The sequence below is a fragment of the Streptomyces sp. NBC_01515 genome (assembly GCF_045040345.1).
GTDB lineage: Bacteria > Actinomycetota > Actinomycetes > Streptomycetales > Streptomycetaceae > Streptomyces.
Genome location: NZ_CP109416.1, coordinates 5,725,931 through 5,741,665, shown reverse-complemented (window position 1 = coordinate 5,741,665; position 15,735 = coordinate 5,725,931). Strand labels below are relative to the sequence as shown.

The window sequence follows — 15,735 nt, the reverse complement described above, 5'->3', positions numbered from 1 at the left end:
CTTCAACTCACGCGAAGGGTTGCGCACATGGGCATTCTCACTCTCCTGCGGAATGCGTTCGGCAGGTCACGCAAGGAGCGTGCCGCCGAGACAGAGAGTGCGGAACGCACTCCTTCGCAAGAGCAGCCGACCACGGTGGCCGCGGAACCGGACGCGAAGGTCCCGTCCCCCTCCACAGAACCCGACCTCACCACGACCCCGAAGCCGTCACCCGCGGCCACGGTCCCGGAGCCCCGCCCGTCCTCCACGCTGGAGGACGACGAGCACGAGCTCGTGGCGCTGGCCTTCGACAACGTGTCTGTCCCGAAGCCGGCGACGTCGGTGGAGGGCGCGGAGGGTACCGGGGGTTTGGGCGAGCGGGAGCCGGGAGTGTCGGCGGAGGTTGTCGCCGAGCCGACGGCGGAGGTCGTTGCCGAGCCGGCCGCTGAGGCTGTCGCCGAGCCGACGGTTGAGGCTGTTGGGGAGCCGGCCGCCGAGGTTGTTGCCGAGCCGGTGACCGAGGTCGCCGTTGAGCCGACGACTGAGGTGACTGTTGAGCCGGTGAGCGAGGCTGCCGTTGAGCCGGCTGCTGAGGTTGTTGCTGAGCCGGTGACTGAGGCTGCTGTTGGGTCGGCTGCCGAGGTGGTTGCTGAGCCGACCACTGAGGTTGTTGCCGAGCCCGTGGCCGTGGTCGTGGTTGAGCCGGTGACTGCGGGTGTTGTTGAGCCGGTCGCCGAGGCGGAGCCGGTTGTTGAGGCGAAGGCAGAACCTGTGGCTGTGGCTGAGGTGGCGCCGGAGGCAGAGGCCGAGGTTGAGCCGGTCGCGGAAGCCGAGCCGGTTGCCGAGGCTGAGGCGGAAGCCGCGCCTGCGGCCGAGGTGACGCCGGAGGCGGAAGCGGAGGCCGAGCCGAGCGCCGAGCCTCAGGTAGAAGCCGCGCCTGCGGCTGAGGCGACGCCGGAAGCGGAAGCTGAGCCGGTCGCGGAGACCGAGCCCGAGGTCGAGCCTGTTGTAGAGAGTGCCGCTGCCCTGGAGCCCGAGCCGGAGGCAGTCGCGGAGACCGTCCCCGAGGCGGAGCCGACCGTCGACCCGGTGGCCGATGAGGTCACCACCCCTGAGCCCGTAGCGGAACCGGTGGCAGAACCCGTCGCTGAACCCGCAGCGGAACCAGTCGCCGCGGACGTAGACGCCGACGCAGACGTGGACGCAGCCGTACCCACCCCCCTCGCCGCAGCCGCCGACGGCGAGGACGTCCCACAGGGGCCACCCGCACTCGACGACGAGACCGTCACGGGCGGTGCGGGTGGGGAGAGCATCGAGGCCGATGGCGCAGCCGAGGCCGTAGGGTCCGGCTCCGCCGCGCTCGCCCTCTCCAAGGCCGACCTCACCGGTACCCGAGCGAAGCTCTACCTCGTCCTGGACCGCTCCGCGAGCATGCGCCCGTACTACAAGGACGGTTCCGCCCAAGCCCTCGCCGACCAGACCCTCGCCCTCGCGACCCACCTGGACCCCGACCCCACCCCCACCGTCCACGTCGTCTTCTTCTCCACCGAGGTCGACGGCACGACAGACCTCACCCCCACCTCCCCCGAGAACGCGGTCGACGAGGCCCACGCAGGCCTCGGCCGCATGGGCCGCACCAGCTACCACGCCGCCGTAGAAGCCGTACTCACGCACTACGACAAGAACGCCACCCCCGGCACCCCCGCCCTCGTCGTCTTCCAGACGGACGGCGCCCCGGACGCGAAGACCCCGGCCACCCAGTCCCTCACGGACGCCGCGAAGTCGCACGCCTCCGTGTTCTTCTCGTTCGTCGCGTTCGGCGACCACGAGAACAAGGCCTTCGACTACCTCCGCAAGCTGAAGACCGACAACACGGCCTTCTTCCACGCGGGCCCGACCCCCCTGGAGCTCACGGACGCGGAGCTCTACGACGGCGTACTGATCGACTGGCGCCCGTAACCACAGAGCGGTACCCGCAGGACCACGTGCCGCCCGCTTCCCACCCCGTAAAACGGGAGGCGGGCGGCACACCCATGTCGGCTACGATTTCAAGGTTCGCAAGACGCGTTCGTAAGACGCGTTCGCAAGACACGGAACGCACCAGCCAGACCGACCTGGGAGCAGCCCCCCGATGGCTCGACACCTCATCACCAGCGCCCTTCCGTACATCAACGGGATCAAGCACCTGGGCAACATGGTGGGGTCCATGCTCCCGGCGGACGTGTACTCCCGCTACCTCCGCCAGCGCGGCCACGACGTCCTGTACATCTGCGCGACGGACGAACACGGCACCCCGGCCGAGCTGGCCGCGAAGGAGCAGGGCCTCCCGGTCGCGGAGTTCTGCGCGCAGGCGCACGACGCGCAGAAGGCGGTCTACGACGGCTTCGCGCTGGCCTTCGACTACTTCGGCCGCAGCTCCTCCCCCCAGAACAGGGAGATCACCCAGCACTTCGCCCGCCGCCTGAACGAGAACGGCTTCATCGAAGAGCGAGCCATCCGCCAGGTGTACTCGCCCACCGACGGCCGTTTCCTCCCGGACCGCTATGTCGAGGGCACCTGCCCCCACTGCGGCTACGACAAGGCCCGCGGCGACCAGTGCGAGAACTGCACCCGGGTCCTGGACCCCACGGACCTGATCAACCCGCGCTCGGCGATCTCCGGCTCCACGGACCTGGAGGTCCGTGAGACCAAGCACCTCTTCCTCCTCCAGTCGAAGCTCCAGCACGAGGTCGAGGAGTGGGTCGCGGCCCACGAGGAGGAGTGGCCGCAGCTCGCGTCCTCCATCGCCCGCAAGTGGCTCACCGAGGGCCTGCACGACCGCGCGATCACCCGCGACCTGGACTGGGGCATCCCGGTCCCCGCCGACACCTGGCCCGAGCTGGCGGCGGAGGGCAAGGTCTTCTACGTCTGGTTCGACGCCCCGATCGAGTACATCGGCGCGACGAAGGAGTGGTCGGACGCGGCCCCCGCCGGTGAGACGCGCGACTGGAAGTCCTGGTGGTACGAGAGCGACACCGGCGAGAACCCCGTCCGCTACACGGAGTTCATGGCGAAGGACAACGTCCCGTTCCACACGGTGATGTTCCCCGCCACCCAACTCGGCGTACGCGAGCCGTGGAAGAAGGTCGACTACGTCAAGGCCTTCAACTGGCTGACGTACTACGGCGGCAAGTTCTCCACGTCCCAGAAGCGAGGCGTCTTCACCGACCAGGCCCTGGACATCCTCCCGGCGGACTACTGGCGCTACTTCCTCATCGCCAACGCCCCCGAGTCCGACGACTCGTCCTTCACCTGGGAGCACTTCACGGCGACGGTGAACAAGGACCTGGCCGACACCCTGGGCAACTTCGTCAACCGGGTCCTCTCCTTCTCGAAGAAGCGCTTCGGCGACGAGGTCCCGGCGGGCGCGGCGGCGGGCGACCCGGAGACGAAGCTGGGCGAGCAGATCTCCGATCTCCTGTCGGAGTACGAGACCCAGATGGAGTCCCTCCAGTTCCGCAAGGCCGCGGCGGCACTCCGCGCCCTGTGGTCGGCCGGCAACTCCTACCTGGAGGAGAAGGCCCCCTGGCTGGAGATCAAGACCGACCCGGAGGCCGCGGCCCTCACCCTCCGCACCGCGATGAACCTGATCCACCTCTACGCGGTCGTCTCCGAACCCTTCATCCCGTCCTCCTCGGCGGCGATGCGAGCGGCGTTCGCCCTCCCCGCCGACACGGCGACCTGGGTGTCGTCGGAAGAGGCGAAGTCGCTGACCTCCGTCCCCGCGGGCACCCCCTTCACCGTCCCCCCGGTCCTCTTCGCCAAGCTCACGGACGAGGACCTGGAGACGTACAAGGAGCGCTTCGGCGGAGACCAGGCCTGACCCGATGGCGAAAGGGGCGCTGCGGCGCGGACCAGGGATGACCCGGTGACGTACTACTACGTCACCACCCCCATCTACTACGTCAACGACGCCCCCCACCTCGGCCACGCCTACACCACAGTCGCCGCCGACGTCCTCGCCCGCTGGCACCGCCGGCGCGGCGAGGACGTCTGGTTCCTCACGGGCACGGACGAGCACGGCCAGAAGATCCTGCGCACGGCGGAGGCGAACGGCGTGCCCCCGCAGGAGTGGGCGGACCGCCTGGTCGAGGAGTCGTGGAAACCCCTCTGGGCCCATCTCGGCATCTCCCACGACGACTTCATCCGCACCACCGAGCGCCGCCACACCGACCGCGTCCAGGAGTTCGTGCGGGACCTGTACGACAAGGGCGAGATCTACAAGGGCGGTTACGAGGGCCCGTACTGCGTGTACTGCGAGGAGTACAAGCTCCCGGGCGAGCTGGTCGAGGCGGAGGACGGCACCAAGCTGTGCGCCATCCACCGACGCCCGGTGGAACTCCTCAAGGAGGAGAACGACTTCTTCAAGCTGAGCGAGTACGGCGACCGTCTCCTCGCCCACTTCGAAGCCCACCCGGACTTCATCCAGCCCGCCTCGGCCCGCAACGAGGTCGTGAACTTCGTCCGCCAGGGCCTCCAGGACCTGTCGATCTCCCGCTCGACCTTCGACTGGGGCGTCAAGGTCCCCTGGGACGAGTCACACGTGATCTACGTCTGGGTCGACGCGCTCCTCAACTATGCGACGGCCGTCGGCTACAACGAGAACCCCGAGAAGTTCGAGGCGACCTTCCCGGCCGACGTCCACCTGGTCGGCAAGGACATCCTCCGCTTCCACGCGGTGATCTGGCCGGCGATGCTCATGGCCAACGGCCTGCCGCTGCCGGGCCGGATCGCCGCCAACGGCTGGCTCCTGGTCGGCGGCGAGAAGATGTCCAAGTCCAACCTGACCGGCATCAGCCCCGAGACCCTCACCGCACACTTCGGCGTGGACGCCTACCGCTGGTACTTCCTGCGCGCGATCGCCTTCGGCCAGGACGGTTCCTTCTCCTGGGAGGACTTCACCGCCCGCTACACCAGCGAACTCGCTAACGGCTACGGCAACTTGGCGTCCCGGGTGACCGCGATGACGGCCAGGTACTTCGAGGGCGGCCTGCCCGCGCCGGGTGAGGAGACCGAGGCCGAACGCTCACTCAAGTCAGCCCTCCTCAGGGCGACTTCGGAGGCGGACCACCGTATCGGCGACCAACTCGACTTCCAGGGCGGCATCCTGGCCGTCTTCGACTTCGTCCGGCAGGTCAACGGCTATCTGACCGACCAGGAACCCTGGAAGGTCGCCAAGTCCGGCTCCCCCGAGGCCCGCACCCGCCTGGCGACGATCCTCTACACGGCCGCGGACTCGCTGCGCGTGATCGCGATCCTCCTGGAACCGGTCATGCCGGAGACGTCGGAACGCCTTTGGGACTCCCTCGGCGCCTCGACATCCCTGGGCCCGCTACGGGACCAGCGGGTCCGGGACGCCTCCGTGTGGGGTGCGCTTCCGCCCGGCTCCCCGGTGACGAAGGGCGCGGTGCTCTTTCCGCGCCTCGATGACCGTACGGACTCCTAGCCGAGCACGCTGAACGTCTCCTCCGCCCGGTCCCGCCGCGCCACCAACTCCCAGGCACCGTCGGCGATTTCGTCCGGGTCGAGGGTCCGGTCGCCCACGTTCCCGAACCGCTCGGGACTGCCCGTCACCAGCTGACTTCGAACCGGAGGACCTCGTCACCCTGAGCTGGGCGATGTCCCAGGTGATCCGGGAATCGATGGAGACGGCGCCCGACGCCTGGCGCCGCTGCCTGGGATTCTTCCTCGACGGTCTGCGGGCCGGTGCGGCCCACCCGATCGAGGTGCCACCCTTGACCCAGGGGCAACTCGGCGAGGTCGCACGGTCTCACTGACCGACCCCGTCGTAGACGTGTTCGCGCCAACCCGTAAGGTTCCGCCATGGCAGTCCCCGAGGTCATTCCGATCGCCTACGAGCCGAATCAACGCAGCGGCGCCGTCGGCCGCTACGCGGACGGCCAGTTCCTGGCGTCGGTCACCTACGCGTTCCCCCAAGGCTTCCGTCCCGACGACGGCTGGGAAGAGCAGAAACGTCTCTACACGGTGCTCCACACCTTCGACGCCGCGGGCCGCTACCGCGACTCGGAGATCTGGTGCGCCGGCACCTGGGCCGAGCAGCAACGCGCCCCGCACGGCGACGATTCGGTCCTCTCCCAGGCCCGCATCCACCTGGCGAAACTGCTCCGCGCCCTCCCCCGCCGCAGTTACACCGACATCGCGATCCGCCCCTTCCAACGCACCGTCGACGGCGTCCTGTTCGGCCTCCTGGTCGAGGAGGACGAGGACGGCAGCTGGGCGGAGCTGTACCCGGACCGGCACGCCTTCGGGCCACCGTGGGACGGCACGTACGACGGCTGAGCCTCAACGCCCTTGCACCTGACGGGTGTTCTCGCTTCGGCAGGTGCAAGGGCGGCTCGCTGATTGCCGATTGCCGGTTCCTAGGACAGGACGCCGGCGCCGGTCGTGGTGGCGAGTTCCGTCGGCAGGTTCTTGGCGGAGGTCTCCAGACCGGCCTTGAGGGTCGGCGTCCAGTTCACGGTGGTCTTCAGCTTCTTCGAGTTGGCGGCGTTGTAGGCGGCGACGAGGTCGGTGGCCGTGCCGTTGACGAGGTTGCCGCCACCGGCGATGGACCCGGTCCCGTCACCGCTGAACAGCTTGCCGACCTTCTGACTCGCGGGAATCTTCCAGTAGTTGTCCTCGGCGACGACCTGCGCCTTGGCACGGGAGTTGACGCTGTACTGGAGGACGTACCCGTTGAGGTTCGTGGTGTCGTAGAAGTTGTTGTAGATGTGGATCTGCCCGATCCGGGCCAGCGGCGCCCGCTGCACGATCCCCTTCCACACGTTGTGGTGGATGGAGACGCGCAGCTTGCCGACGCTGTCGGTGTCGCTGCTGCCGATGAGCATCGTCTTGTCGTGGTTGGTGAACTGGTTGCGCTCGACGGTCACCAGGTCCGAGCCCTTGGTGATGTCGAGGTCGCCGTCGTGGATCTGGTACTGGCGCCCGTAGTACGCCGGGTCGGAGGTGTCGAGCCCCGGCGCGTCGGTGAACGTGTTGTGGTCCGCCCAGACGTGCGTGGCACCGCGCAGGGTGACGGCGTCGTACTGCGAGTTCCAGTTGCCGCTGTCCCCGTCCGTCGGGTCCCACTGCGGGAAGCAGTCCTGGGTGGCGGCGAAGGTCAGGTTCCGCACGATGACGTTGTCCACGCTCTGTATCTGCAGCATCCCGCCGGTGATCCCGGCCTTGGTGCCGGGCACGCCCACGACGGTGGTGTTGGCCGGCACCCGGAAGATGATGTTCTTCCCCTGCTTGGCCTGTGCGGCGGCCCGCGCCTTCTCCTGCGTCCCCGAGGGCAGCTTGGAGGTGCCGTACGCGGACGGGGCGAAGGCTTTGAGATACGCGGCCAGCGAATACCCGGTCCCGGAGGAGTATTCGGCGCAGCTCACCTTCTCGCCCGAGTCGTCGGTGTTGGCGTCGATCGGCCCCTTGATCTTGACGATCCGCGGGGTGGTGTCGCTCGTGGACCCCAGCGCCTTTACGAGTTGGGCGCGGGTGCTGACGGTGAAGGTGTGCGCGGCGTCGGCCTTGGCACCGCCGGTGGTACCGGTCCCGGACGACGCCCACCCGTCCTTGGCCGCGAGCGTCTGGTGGTACAGGTCGACGGTCGCGGTGGTACTGGCCGCGTTCGCGTTGAGCACGAGGATGCCGGCGCCGATGCCTGCGGCGGTGGCAGCGGCGGTGACGATGATCGTGCGGCGCTTGCGGAGGGAACGGCGGTGAGAGGGAGAGGGAGAGGGAGCGGGGGCGGGGGCGGGTGAGGCGGTGGCGGCCACGGGGGAGTCCTTTGGTGCGGTGAGGGGGTTACGACTCCTCAGTGGCCGTGCGGATCAAGAAGGTTGCCGCGGCCCGCCAACTTTCTTGATCCTGAGCACAGTTAACGATCTATTAGGACGCGGATGCGGACGCGGACGCCGATGCCGAAGCGGATGCGCTCGGCTGGGTGTCGGTGCTGTCGTGGGTCTCGTCCGGGGCGACGCCCATCGTCAGGTGGGCGCGGACACCCTTGGCGATGCGCTTCTTGTCGTAGTCGAGGTAGAGCAGGCCGCCTTCGTGGCCGTTCTGCGGGTAGATCGTGTCCTCGGTGAGGGTGGTGCGGGTGGTGGTGTTCGTGGAGTACGGCGTAACGGCGGCCGACGCGAGCACGGACTTCTCGTCGAAGAAGAGCTGGCCGGTGTGGCAGGTGTGCCCGCCTTCGTAACCGGCGTCCGTCCACGTCCCGTCCACATGCACCTTGACGTGGATGTGGACGCAACGGCCCTGGTACCACCCCGGGAACACCGTCTTGAAGGTGACGTAGCCGCGCTTGTCGGTCTTCCAGGTGCCGCGCAAGTACCGCTCGTCGTCGGTCGGTTCGGAGTGACCACCACCGGTTCCGCCGGAGGGGGCGCCGGACGGGGGTTCGCCGGTAGGGGTACCGGACGGTGTGTCGGTCGGCGTACCCGAGGGCGCGTCGGTGGGGGCGCCGCCACCCCCACCGCTGCTCATCGCCTCATACCCGGAGTAGATGCCGAGCGCGCTGCAGTGCCAGATGTCGACGGCGGCGTTCCGGAGCGGCTTGCAGGTCTCCGCGTCGATGACTTTGAGGGTGAGGGTCAGCGGAATGCCCTCCTCGTCCTCGGTGATGTCCTGGCGGATCTTGTCGGCGTCGATGTAGTACGGCCCCTCGGTGGTCTCCGAGGTGAGCGTGTAACACGTCTCGGCGCCGCTCGCCTTGCTCTTCCCGGGCGCGGCCGGGCTCGCCCCATCGGCAAAGGCACTCGCGGCGAGCCCGCCACCCACACCGACCGCGGCGACAGCGGCTCCGCCCGCGACGACGACCTTGCGCCGGGTCAAGTCCCGTTTGTGCGCGGGGGATTGGCTACGCGGTTGTTCCGGCGACTGGTTGGTTGTTTCGTTTCCCGTCATGCCCGGACGGTAGGTAAGAGGCCTGTAAGAAGCATGGGTGTGGGCTGTGGTTTCCCATGAATCCTGAAGTCGTCTTCCTCAGCGGGGGCCGGTGCGCTGGTCGCGTATGCGGTGGAGGAGGGTAGCGAGGGGGGCGGGGGTAAGGGGGAGTATTCGACCTGGGGCGTCGCTCTCGCGGAGAAGCAAGGCACCGCGGCTCTCGGCCAGTTCCACGCACTCGTTGCCGTCTCCGCCGCCGGAGAACGAGGACTTCTGCCACTCGATCACGGCACAGCTCCTTCCGCTATCGCGGGTCCGCTCCAAGATGGCGCAGGAGTCCGGCAAGCCCGGTGCAGGTGACGGGGAGTATTCGCGTGGGGTCGTCGCTCTCCCGTAGGAGCAACTCGGCTTCTCTGTGGGCGAGTTCTATACATTCGTTGCCCGCCGCGCCACCGGAGTACGTGGACTTCTGCCACTGAATCACGCCTACAGCTCCTTCGACAGACGGTGGATGAAGTCCCGCGACCGGGTGGGGTCAAGAGACGCTTCTTCAACCTTACGGAAGAGCGTTCGCATGTCTTGGAGTTGGGTGGCGGCGTCCAGGAAGGCGGAACCGTACGGGGTGTCCCGCTGCACTGTGTCCAAGGTCGGCACCCGGCCACCCGCGTACATCAACGACGAACTTGCCCCGGCGAACCCGTCGACGTCGAAGGGGATCACCCGCAGCGAGACACCGGGATGCTCCGACTGACGCACCAGCTCGTCGAGTTGGGCGCGAGCCACCCGCCGGTCCGCGACACGAGTACGTAGTACGGACTCGTGCAGCACCGCCTCATACGGAACCGCGCTGTCTCGCGAGAGGATCTGTTGGCGACGCATGCGATACGCGACCCAAAGCTCCAGTTCGCTCTCCGGGAGCGGCGGAATCCAGTACCCGAACACCGCTCGTGCGTACTCCTCGGTCTGGAGCAGCCCCGGTACATGGGCTGTAGCGATCACCTGAATGAAACGCGCGTGGTTCTCCAGTTCCGCCAGATCGAGGAATTCGGGCGGGAGGACATCCCGGTACTCCTCCCACCAGCCGCGCGTACGATCCGTCGCCATGTCCACCAGCGCCTCGATCAGCGCCTCGTCTCCACAGCCGTAGAGCGCTGCGAGCTTGCGTAGTCGCTCTTCGCTGACTCCCGACAGGCCAGCCTCAACCTGGCTCATCTGCGCCGAAGTCGACGACAGGATCCCCACCACCTCGCGAGCCGACATCCCCGCGGAGACTCGCAACTTGCGCAGCTCAGTCCCCAGTCGCACCTGCCGGGCGGTGGGCTGACTTCTCGGCGCCATCCTGCTCATCTCCTCAACGGCACTGCTCACAGGCCCTGTTGAAGCCCTCGTTCGGGTACCAGGTTACGTGAACAGCTTGCGCGAGGAGAAATCTCTCCTCTACCGTCAGTGACGCGGCGCACACCCTGCGGAACGCCGGGACCCCGGAAGCGCACCGCCCCGTCCTGCCATGACGGCCGCGACAAGCCACCGCCCGCCGAGCCGCACCACACGCCAACTCCCCCTCCCTGAGCAGGAGTCACCCATGCCCGAAACCGGAGAACCAGCCACCCGAGTCGCCCCAGCCTCCCCCTGGGAATACGCCCTCACCATCCCCCACGACCTCCGCTCCGTCACCGTCTGCCGCCGCACCCTCCGCTTGATCCTGACGATGCACGGACTGATCGGCCTGGTCGACACCGCCGAACTCCTCGCAACGGAGCTGGTCTCCAACGCCGTACGCCACACGAAAGGCCCCGCAATCCTGCGGGTCTCCTGGAAACCCGACACCCTCCGCATCGGCGCCTGGGACGCGAACCCTGAACCCCCTGAACCCCCGCGGGAGTTGGCCAAGCTCCTGGACCGGGAGGAGGGCCGGGGTCTGGGCCTGGTCAAGGCCTGCGCCGACCTCTGGGGCTGGCAGCCCCTGTCCAGGAACGGCCGCCGGGGCAAGTACGTCTGGTGCGAACTGGGCCGCTCGGCCTGAACGTTCATTCGCCCCTCGAAAGAGTGAACGTCCCCGAATCGGCCGGACAACCCGGTCCTTGATCCATCTAGGTTGCGCACATGGTCACATCAGCTCACGAGGGCATGCGCCGCATCTTCCAGGAGCGGCCCGAGATCCTCACGCCCGTCTTCGGCGTGCTCGGCATCGCGTTACCCGAGAAGGCGGCGGTCTACGCGATCACCTCCGACGTGACGGAGACCCGGCCGATCGCACGGCACATCGACACCGCGCTGCGGGTGTGTCCTTCGGACGGGGAGGACTTCCTGCTCGCCGTCGAGTCGCAGGAGAGGCGCGACGACCGGAAGGAGGCGAGCTGGCCGTACTACGTCGCCTACCTCCAGTCGAAGTACAAGCTGCCGGTCCTGCTGCTCGTGCTCTGCCGCGACCGGGCCACGGCCAAGTGGGCGACCGGTCCGTTCGACTGCGGCACACGCGGCTGGACCGTGCAGCGAACGTGGCCCCTCGTTGTCGGGCCGGACAACCTCCCCATGATCACAGACGCGAGGACCGCAGCCAGAAATCCCGCGCTCGCCGCGTTCTCCGCCCTGACGCACGCCAACAACCGCGACTGCGACGCCATACTGGACGCACTGGACCATGCCCTGACGGGCATGGACGCAGACGCCTCCGACTACATCTACCAATTCCTGGACGTCACCCTCGGGGAGACCCCCGCCGGAGACAAATGGAGGAGCATCATGGGTTTCGTCAACTACTTCCCCGGCCGGGGCCACCTCATGGAGAGGGCCTATCTCGAAGGTCAGGCCGAGGGCAAGGCTGAGGGTAAAGCCGCGGGCGAGGCCGCACTGATCCTGCGCCTGCTGGAGAAGCGCGGAATCCTGGTCTCCGAGGACACCCGGGAGCGCATCACGTCCTGCACCGACCTCGACACCCTCACCCTCTGGTTCGACCGGGCCCTGACGGTCACAGCCTCCGAAGATCTGTTTGCCGAAGGAGTGGATGGCGCGGAAGGCTCAGTGGACGCCACCCCCTGACTCACCCCCTGCCCTTGACCGTCAACTGCCCTTCGTTGACGGAATGTTGACCGGTGTATGGCACAGCATTGGCGAACCCCCGCTATACGTTCGGCCCCATGCCACCACTCCCCCCACACCCCCAGCAGCGAGCCCGGCAGCAGGCCCCCCTCCCCGTCCTCCCGTACCGCAAGCCCACCAAGGGCCGTGACTACTGGGTGCTGAACGACGTGCTTCCGGATGTGGATGCCGTACGGGAGCGGTGTCTCGCGAAGGACGACTGGGTCAAGGGGTATCCGTACACGTCGGAGACCTGGCCGGGGCTGCGCACCATGCCGGGTCTTGAGCCGGCCGAACTGGGGCGGATCGAGCGGCTGGTGAAGCAGGCGATCGGGGTCAAGGAACTGTGGGTGGAGAAGGCGCCCGGCGGCGGGACGCTCAACCACAACTGCATCCAGGTCGTGGGGAAGGGCGAGAGCGAGCCCCGGCCGCACACCGATTCCCGCGCCCTGTGCCGGTACGCCGCCGTGCTCTACCTCAACCCCTCCGTGCCGAAGGACTGTGGCACCAGTTTCTACCGGCAGCATCTCCCCGGTGGACGGCTCGGTGGCAACGTCGTCCAAGCCCCGCACAACAACCTCGTCGAGGCGTTGGGGACGCGGTTCGTGGCGCCCGACGCCTTTGAAGAGGACGTGCGCGTGCCGCACAAGTACAACAGCCTGTTGCTCTATCACGCCAACCTCGTGCACAGCGCGACCGGCTACCACGGCAGCACGCTGGAGGAGAAGCGGATGACCGCCGTCTTCTTCTGGATGGCCTGAGCACCGGATGGCCTGAGTACTGGGCGGTCTGACCCCAACACCCCTCTTTCTACGGCGACTTACGGCCCCTTTCTCCGCTCCGTCAGCGCCGCCCCGAACACCATCCCCACCGCGATCGCCGTGACGATCGTGACCAGTTTCAGCAGGTCCCGGAAGCCCTCGATGACATGCCCGCCCGCCAGCGTCGTCAGGCCGCGCATGCCGAGGGAGCCGACGGTGAGGGTGAAGAAGCCGGGGAGGAGCAGGACCAGGCGGGGCGGGCGGTGCTCGGAGCGGGCCAGCAGTGTCGCCGCCGCCGACAGCACCGCCGCCGCCACGAACGTTCCCCCGACCTCTCCCACCAGCTTCGTGAACAGCGACTGCACGCCCACCGTGACGTAGACGAGGGCGAGCAGCGGCCAGTACAGGCGGCGGGGGACGGCGAAGGCCAGGACCGTGCCCGCCGTGAACACGATCCAGCCCAGGAACAGTGCCCAGCGCGCCATGTCGGAGTCCGCCGCGATGTCCCAGAGGGAGTGCGTGGAGGTGCCTGTCGCGAACACGCCCAGCATCACGCCCAGATAGAGCTGCACCAGCAGGAAGACGGCGTAGACGAGGCGGATCGCGCCGGTGGTGATGAGGCCGGCGGCCAACTCGGCGGTGGCCGCGCTCAGATAGTCGCCGGGGACGAAGAAGAAGAGGGCGGGCAGCATCAGCAGCACCGGGCCGCCGTGGGACGGTTCGCGGGCGAAGACCTCAAGGGCCACCACCGAGACGACCGTGGAGACGACCAGCGGCAACACCTTGGCCAGGCGCGGGAGTCGGTCCGCCGTGATCGCCAACGCCGCCGCGATCGTGGCCAGTACCGCCGTCGACCCGACCTCGTACCAGGTCGGCTGCATGAGCGGGGCGAAGCCCAGTGAGAACAGCACGATGCCGAGGAGCTTGAGCGGCCAGGGGTAGGGGGCGGGGGCGTTCTCGATCCTGGTCAGCCGCCGGTCCGCCTCCGGCACGCTCAGGCGGCCCTTCTCCACGTCCGTGAGCAGGGGTTTCAGCGCGGTGACCTGGTCGAGGCGGAACACCTCGGGGAAACCGCGCACCGTCACGGTCCGCGTTCCGCCCCCGGCGGTCACGGTGAGCGCCGCCGCGTCCGGGACCAGGAGCAAGGACGCCTCGCCACCCAGGGCCCGGGCCGCCGACCGCACCGACTCCTCGATCAACTCCGCGCCCTCACCGCTAGATCGCAGAAGCAGTCGGGTCAACCGGGCCAGGAACGTGGTGAGTTCGTCGAGTGCGACGGGGGCCGCGCGCTGTCGCTCCACGACCACCTCCCTCACCGATCGCCGACCCAGCACACCTCTTGCGCAGAAATGTGACACTCAGGGCCCCGAGTGTCACATTTCCTCGGAACCCACCCCCAGCCTGGACGGTCCGCGCCCGCCCTGACCTGGGTCACCCTCGCGCTGATGACGACCTCGTCGGTGGCCAGCCTGCGGGCCGCCCCGGCGATGGCCGTGTACGGCCTGGCCTGCGTGTTCCTCTACCTCGCCCCGGCGGTCGTGTTCCGGCTGCCGACCGCGCTGGTCTCGGCGGAACTCGCCTCCGGCTGGAGCGGCGGTGTCTACCGCTGGGTGAGCGAGGGGCTGACGAAACCGCTCGGATTCCTCGCCGTGTGGTGCCAGTTCGCGATGACGATCTTCTCCTACCCGAGCCTGCTCGCCTTCGTCGCGAGCACCATCTCGTACGTCATCGACCCGGCCCTCGCCTCCAACGGCCTCCACACCGCGATCGTCATCATGGTCCTGTACTGGACGGGCGTGCGGGTGTCCTCGCGGGGCACCAAGGCCCTTGCGGGACTGTCCAGTTGGGGGCTCATCGTCAACAACTTCCTCTCCTACTCCGGCATGGAGATGAACGCCGTCCACGTCTCGTCGCTGAAGGACCCGGCGAAGGAGTACCCCAAGTCGATGTTCCTGGCGATGGGGTTGGTGCTGCTCATCTTCATCCTCCCCGCCCTGGCGATCAGTTGGGTGGTGCCGTCCGACCAGACCAGCCTCACCGCCGGTGTGATGCAGGCGTTCAACGCGTTCTTCTCGTACTTCCACATCGGCTGGATGACCCCGATCGCCGCCGTGATGCTGGTCTCCGCGTCGCTGGGCGGCATGCTCACGCCGTTCCTGCAGAAGTTGAACCGGTTCGGGGTGCAGCAGAACATCCTCGTCACCCAGGGCGTCGTCACGACCGTCATCGCCCTCGGGTACGCGCTGCTCCCCAACGTCTCCAACGTGTACTGGATCTTCTCGACCATCACCACGCAGGTGTATCTGATCGTCCACCTGCTGATGTTCGTCGCCGCGATGAGGCTCCGGAAGACCCAGCCCGACCACCCTCGCGGCTATCGCGTCCCCGCCCTTCATCTCCTGTGCACGGTCGGCCTGTTGGCCTCGGTCGCCGCGCTCGCGATCGGCTTCGTCCCGCCCTCGCAGTTCGGCGGCGGCAGCGTCTGGTCGTACGTCGGGATCATCGGCGGCGGCCTGGTGATCCTCGGGCTGCTGATCCCGTGGGCGTTCCTCAAGTTCCGCAGACCCTCGTGGCGTACGACCGCGCAGGCGGAGGACGGGACGACGGCGGGTGATGTCGCATGAGCCCCACCAGGTTCGCCTCCGAGCACCGGTGGATCTACGTCGGCGCCATCGTCCTGCTGGTCGCGCTCGCCGTCGTCGGTGTCATCCAGTACGACAGCGTGAAGACCACCAACAAGGCGACGGACAAGGCGAATCAGCTCGCCGACGCCGCGGTGGCGGCCGGCTATCCGCGGCCCGAGACCAAGAAGATCGCGCGGGCGCTGGGCACCGACGGCGGGATCGTCTGCAAGGACCCCGGCAGCGCCCGGTCATCGGCGACACGGCCGCGCTGCGGGCCGAGGCCAAGATCCTGGAGATCTACTGCCCGGACAAGCTGCACAAGATCCAGGACAAGATCGACGACCTCAAGACCGACGACACGGTGAGGC

The 15,735-nt window shown here is 68.0% G+C and carries 18 protein-coding genes; 10 read left to right on the top strand and 8 right to left on the bottom strand.

The window, feature by feature from the left end:
- Positions 1-207: 207 nt before the first annotated feature.
- On the bottom strand, positions 208-1,443 hold the full coding sequence (locus tag OG407_RS25725) for a hypothetical protein (protein WP_405861574.1): 1,236 nt from the start codon (positions 1,441-1,443) through the stop codon (positions 208-210).
- Between OG407_RS25725 and OG407_RS25720 the strand changes: the two genes are divergently transcribed.
- The 3 genes from OG407_RS25720 to metG (OG407_RS25710) all read left to right on the top strand — a co-directional run bounded on the left by OG407_RS25720 (position 1,411) and on the right by metG (OG407_RS25710) (position 5,464).
- On the top strand, positions 1,411-1,938 hold the full coding sequence (locus OG407_RS25720) for a VWA domain-containing protein (RefSeq protein WP_405861572.1): 528 nt from the start codon (positions 1,411-1,413) through the stop codon (positions 1,936-1,938). The two genes, OG407_RS25725 and OG407_RS25720, sit on opposite strands and share 33 nt — an antisense overlap.
- A gap of 172 nt (positions 1,939-2,110) precedes the next feature.
- Positions 2,111-3,841 (top strand): methionine--tRNA ligase, encoded by a 1,731-nt coding sequence (gene metG, locus OG407_RS25715; protein ID WP_405861570.1) that lies wholly within the window; start codon positions 2,111-2,113, stop codon positions 3,839-3,841.
- A gap of 45 nt (positions 3,842-3,886) precedes the next feature.
- A complete protein-coding gene (gene metG / locus OG407_RS25710) occupies positions 3,887-5,464 on the top strand; it encodes a methionine--tRNA ligase (protein WP_405861568.1) in 1,578 nt (525 codons plus the stop codon).
- Here metG (OG407_RS25710) and OG407_RS25705 read toward each other — a convergent pair.
- Positions 5,461-5,592: a hypothetical protein gene (locus OG407_RS25705; protein WP_405861566.1), complete on the bottom strand. Its 132-nt coding sequence runs from the start codon at positions 5,590-5,592 to the stop codon at positions 5,461-5,463. The genes metG (OG407_RS25710) and OG407_RS25705 overlap by 4 nt on opposite strands.
- Before the next feature lie 44 nt (positions 5,593-5,636).
- Between OG407_RS25705 and OG407_RS25700 the strand changes: the two genes are divergently transcribed.
- Positions 5,637-5,795: a hypothetical protein gene (locus OG407_RS25700; protein ID WP_405861564.1), complete on the top strand. Its 159-nt coding sequence runs from the start codon at positions 5,637-5,639 to the stop codon at positions 5,793-5,795.
- Positions 5,796-5,841: 46 nt separating this feature from the next.
- Positions 5,842-6,318 carry a hypothetical protein gene (locus OG407_RS25695; protein WP_327402687.1) on the top strand — a complete coding sequence of 159 codons (477 nt, stop codon included), beginning with the start codon at positions 5,842-5,844 and terminating at the stop codon, positions 6,316-6,318.
- A gap of 80 nt (positions 6,319-6,398) precedes the next feature.
- Here OG407_RS25695 and OG407_RS25690 read toward each other — a convergent pair whose 3' ends face one another.
- The 5 genes from OG407_RS25690 to OG407_RS25670 form a co-directional block, all read right to left on the bottom strand.
- A complete protein-coding gene (locus tag OG407_RS25690) occupies positions 6,399-7,793 on the bottom strand; it encodes a polysaccharide lyase family 1 protein (RefSeq protein ID WP_405861562.1) in 1,395 nt (464 codons plus the stop codon).
- Positions 7,794-7,905: 112 nt separating this feature from the next.
- Positions 7,906-8,925, bottom strand: coding sequence for an intradiol ring-cleavage dioxygenase (locus tag OG407_RS25685; protein ID WP_405861560.1), 1,020 nt, complete (start codon positions 8,923-8,925; stop codon positions 7,906-7,908).
- Positions 8,926-9,003: 78 nt separating this feature from the next.
- The gene (locus OG407_RS25680; protein ID WP_405861558.1) at positions 9,004-9,192 is read right to left on the bottom strand and encodes a DUF397 domain-containing protein; all 189 of its coding nucleotides are present in this window, start codon (positions 9,190-9,192) and stop codon (positions 9,004-9,006) included.
- Positions 9,193-9,208: 16 nt separating this feature from the next.
- Positions 9,209-9,388: a DUF397 domain-containing protein gene (locus tag OG407_RS25675; protein WP_405861556.1), complete on the bottom strand. Its 180-nt coding sequence runs from the start codon at positions 9,386-9,388 to the stop codon at positions 9,209-9,211.
- 2 nt (positions 9,389-9,390) lie between these two features.
- Complete coding sequence (locus tag OG407_RS25670; protein WP_366494655.1) at positions 9,391-10,242, bottom strand: helix-turn-helix transcriptional regulator; 852 nt, start codon at positions 10,240-10,242, stop codon at positions 9,391-9,393.
- A gap of 244 nt (positions 10,243-10,486) precedes the next feature.
- On the opposite strand from OG407_RS25670, the gene OG407_RS25665 reads away from it, so the two are divergent.
- The 3 genes from OG407_RS25665 (at position 10,487) to OG407_RS25655 (ending at position 12,743) form a co-directional block, all read left to right on the top strand.
- The gene (locus tag OG407_RS25665) at positions 10,487-10,927 is read left to right on the top strand and encodes an ATP-binding protein (protein WP_405861554.1); all 441 of its coding nucleotides are present in this window, start codon (positions 10,487-10,489) and stop codon (positions 10,925-10,927) included.
- Between the two features lie 80 nt (positions 10,928-11,007).
- Positions 11,008-11,943 carry a hypothetical protein gene (locus tag OG407_RS25660; RefSeq protein ID WP_405861553.1) on the top strand — a complete coding sequence of 312 codons (936 nt, stop codon included), beginning with the start codon at positions 11,008-11,010 and terminating at the stop codon, positions 11,941-11,943.
- 98 nt (positions 11,944-12,041) lie between these two features.
- Complete coding sequence (locus OG407_RS25655) at positions 12,042-12,743, top strand: DUF6445 family protein (protein WP_405861551.1); 702 nt, start codon at positions 12,042-12,044, stop codon at positions 12,741-12,743.
- A gap of 59 nt (positions 12,744-12,802) precedes the next feature.
- On the opposite strand, the gene OG407_RS25650 is transcribed toward OG407_RS25655, so the two are convergent.
- On the bottom strand, positions 12,803-14,044 hold the full coding sequence (locus OG407_RS25650; RefSeq protein WP_405861549.1) for a threonine/serine exporter family protein: 1,242 nt from the start codon (positions 14,042-14,044) through the stop codon (positions 12,803-12,805).
- A 69-nt stretch (positions 14,045-14,113) separates the two neighbouring features.
- Between OG407_RS25650 and OG407_RS25645 the strand changes: the two genes are divergently transcribed.
- A complete protein-coding gene (locus tag OG407_RS25645) occupies positions 14,114-15,367 on the top strand; it encodes an APC family permease (RefSeq protein WP_405861547.1) in 1,254 nt (417 codons plus the stop codon).
- Positions 15,364-15,732 carry a hypothetical protein gene (locus OG407_RS25640; RefSeq protein ID WP_405861545.1) on the top strand — a complete coding sequence of 123 codons (369 nt, stop codon included), beginning with the start codon at positions 15,364-15,366 and terminating at the stop codon, positions 15,730-15,732. Before OG407_RS25645 ends, OG407_RS25640 begins: the two co-directional genes overlap by 4 nt.
- Positions 15,733-15,735 lie beyond the last annotated feature (3 nt).

Excerpts from the sequence above, each read along its gene's own strand:
- OG407_RS25720 (WP_405861572.1), top strand. The coding sequence starts at position 1,411 with ATGCGCCCGTACTACAAGGACGGTTCCGCCCAAGCCCTCGCCGACCAG.
- OG407_RS25655 (WP_405861551.1), top strand. The coding sequence starts at position 12,042 with ATGCCACCACTCCCCCCACACCCCCAGCAGCGAGCCCGGCAGCAGGCC.
- metG (WP_405861570.1), top strand. The coding sequence starts at position 2,111 with ATGGCTCGACACCTCATCACCAGCGCCCTTCCGTACATCAACGGGATC.
- OG407_RS25660 (WP_405861553.1), top strand. The coding sequence starts at position 11,008 with ATGGTCACATCAGCTCACGAGGGCATGCGCCGCATCTTCCAGGAGCGG.
- OG407_RS25665 (WP_405861554.1), top strand. The coding sequence starts at position 10,487 with ATGCCCGAAACCGGAGAACCAGCCACCCGAGTCGCCCCAGCCTCCCCC.
- OG407_RS25695 (WP_327402687.1), top strand. The coding sequence starts at position 5,842 with ATGGCAGTCCCCGAGGTCATTCCGATCGCCTACGAGCCGAATCAACGC.
- OG407_RS25685 (WP_405861560.1), bottom strand. The coding sequence starts at position 8,925 with ATGACGGGAAACGAAACAACCAACCAGTCGCCGGAACAACCGCGTAGC.
- OG407_RS25700 (WP_405861564.1), top strand. The coding sequence starts at position 5,637 with ATGTCCCAGGTGATCCGGGAATCGATGGAGACGGCGCCCGACGCCTGG.
- OG407_RS25640 (WP_405861545.1), top strand. The coding sequence starts at position 15,364 with ATGAGCCCCACCAGGTTCGCCTCCGAGCACCGGTGGATCTACGTCGGC.
- OG407_RS25670 (WP_366494655.1), bottom strand. The coding sequence starts at position 10,242 with ATGGCGCCGAGAAGTCAGCCCACCGCCCGGCAGGTGCGACTGGGGACT.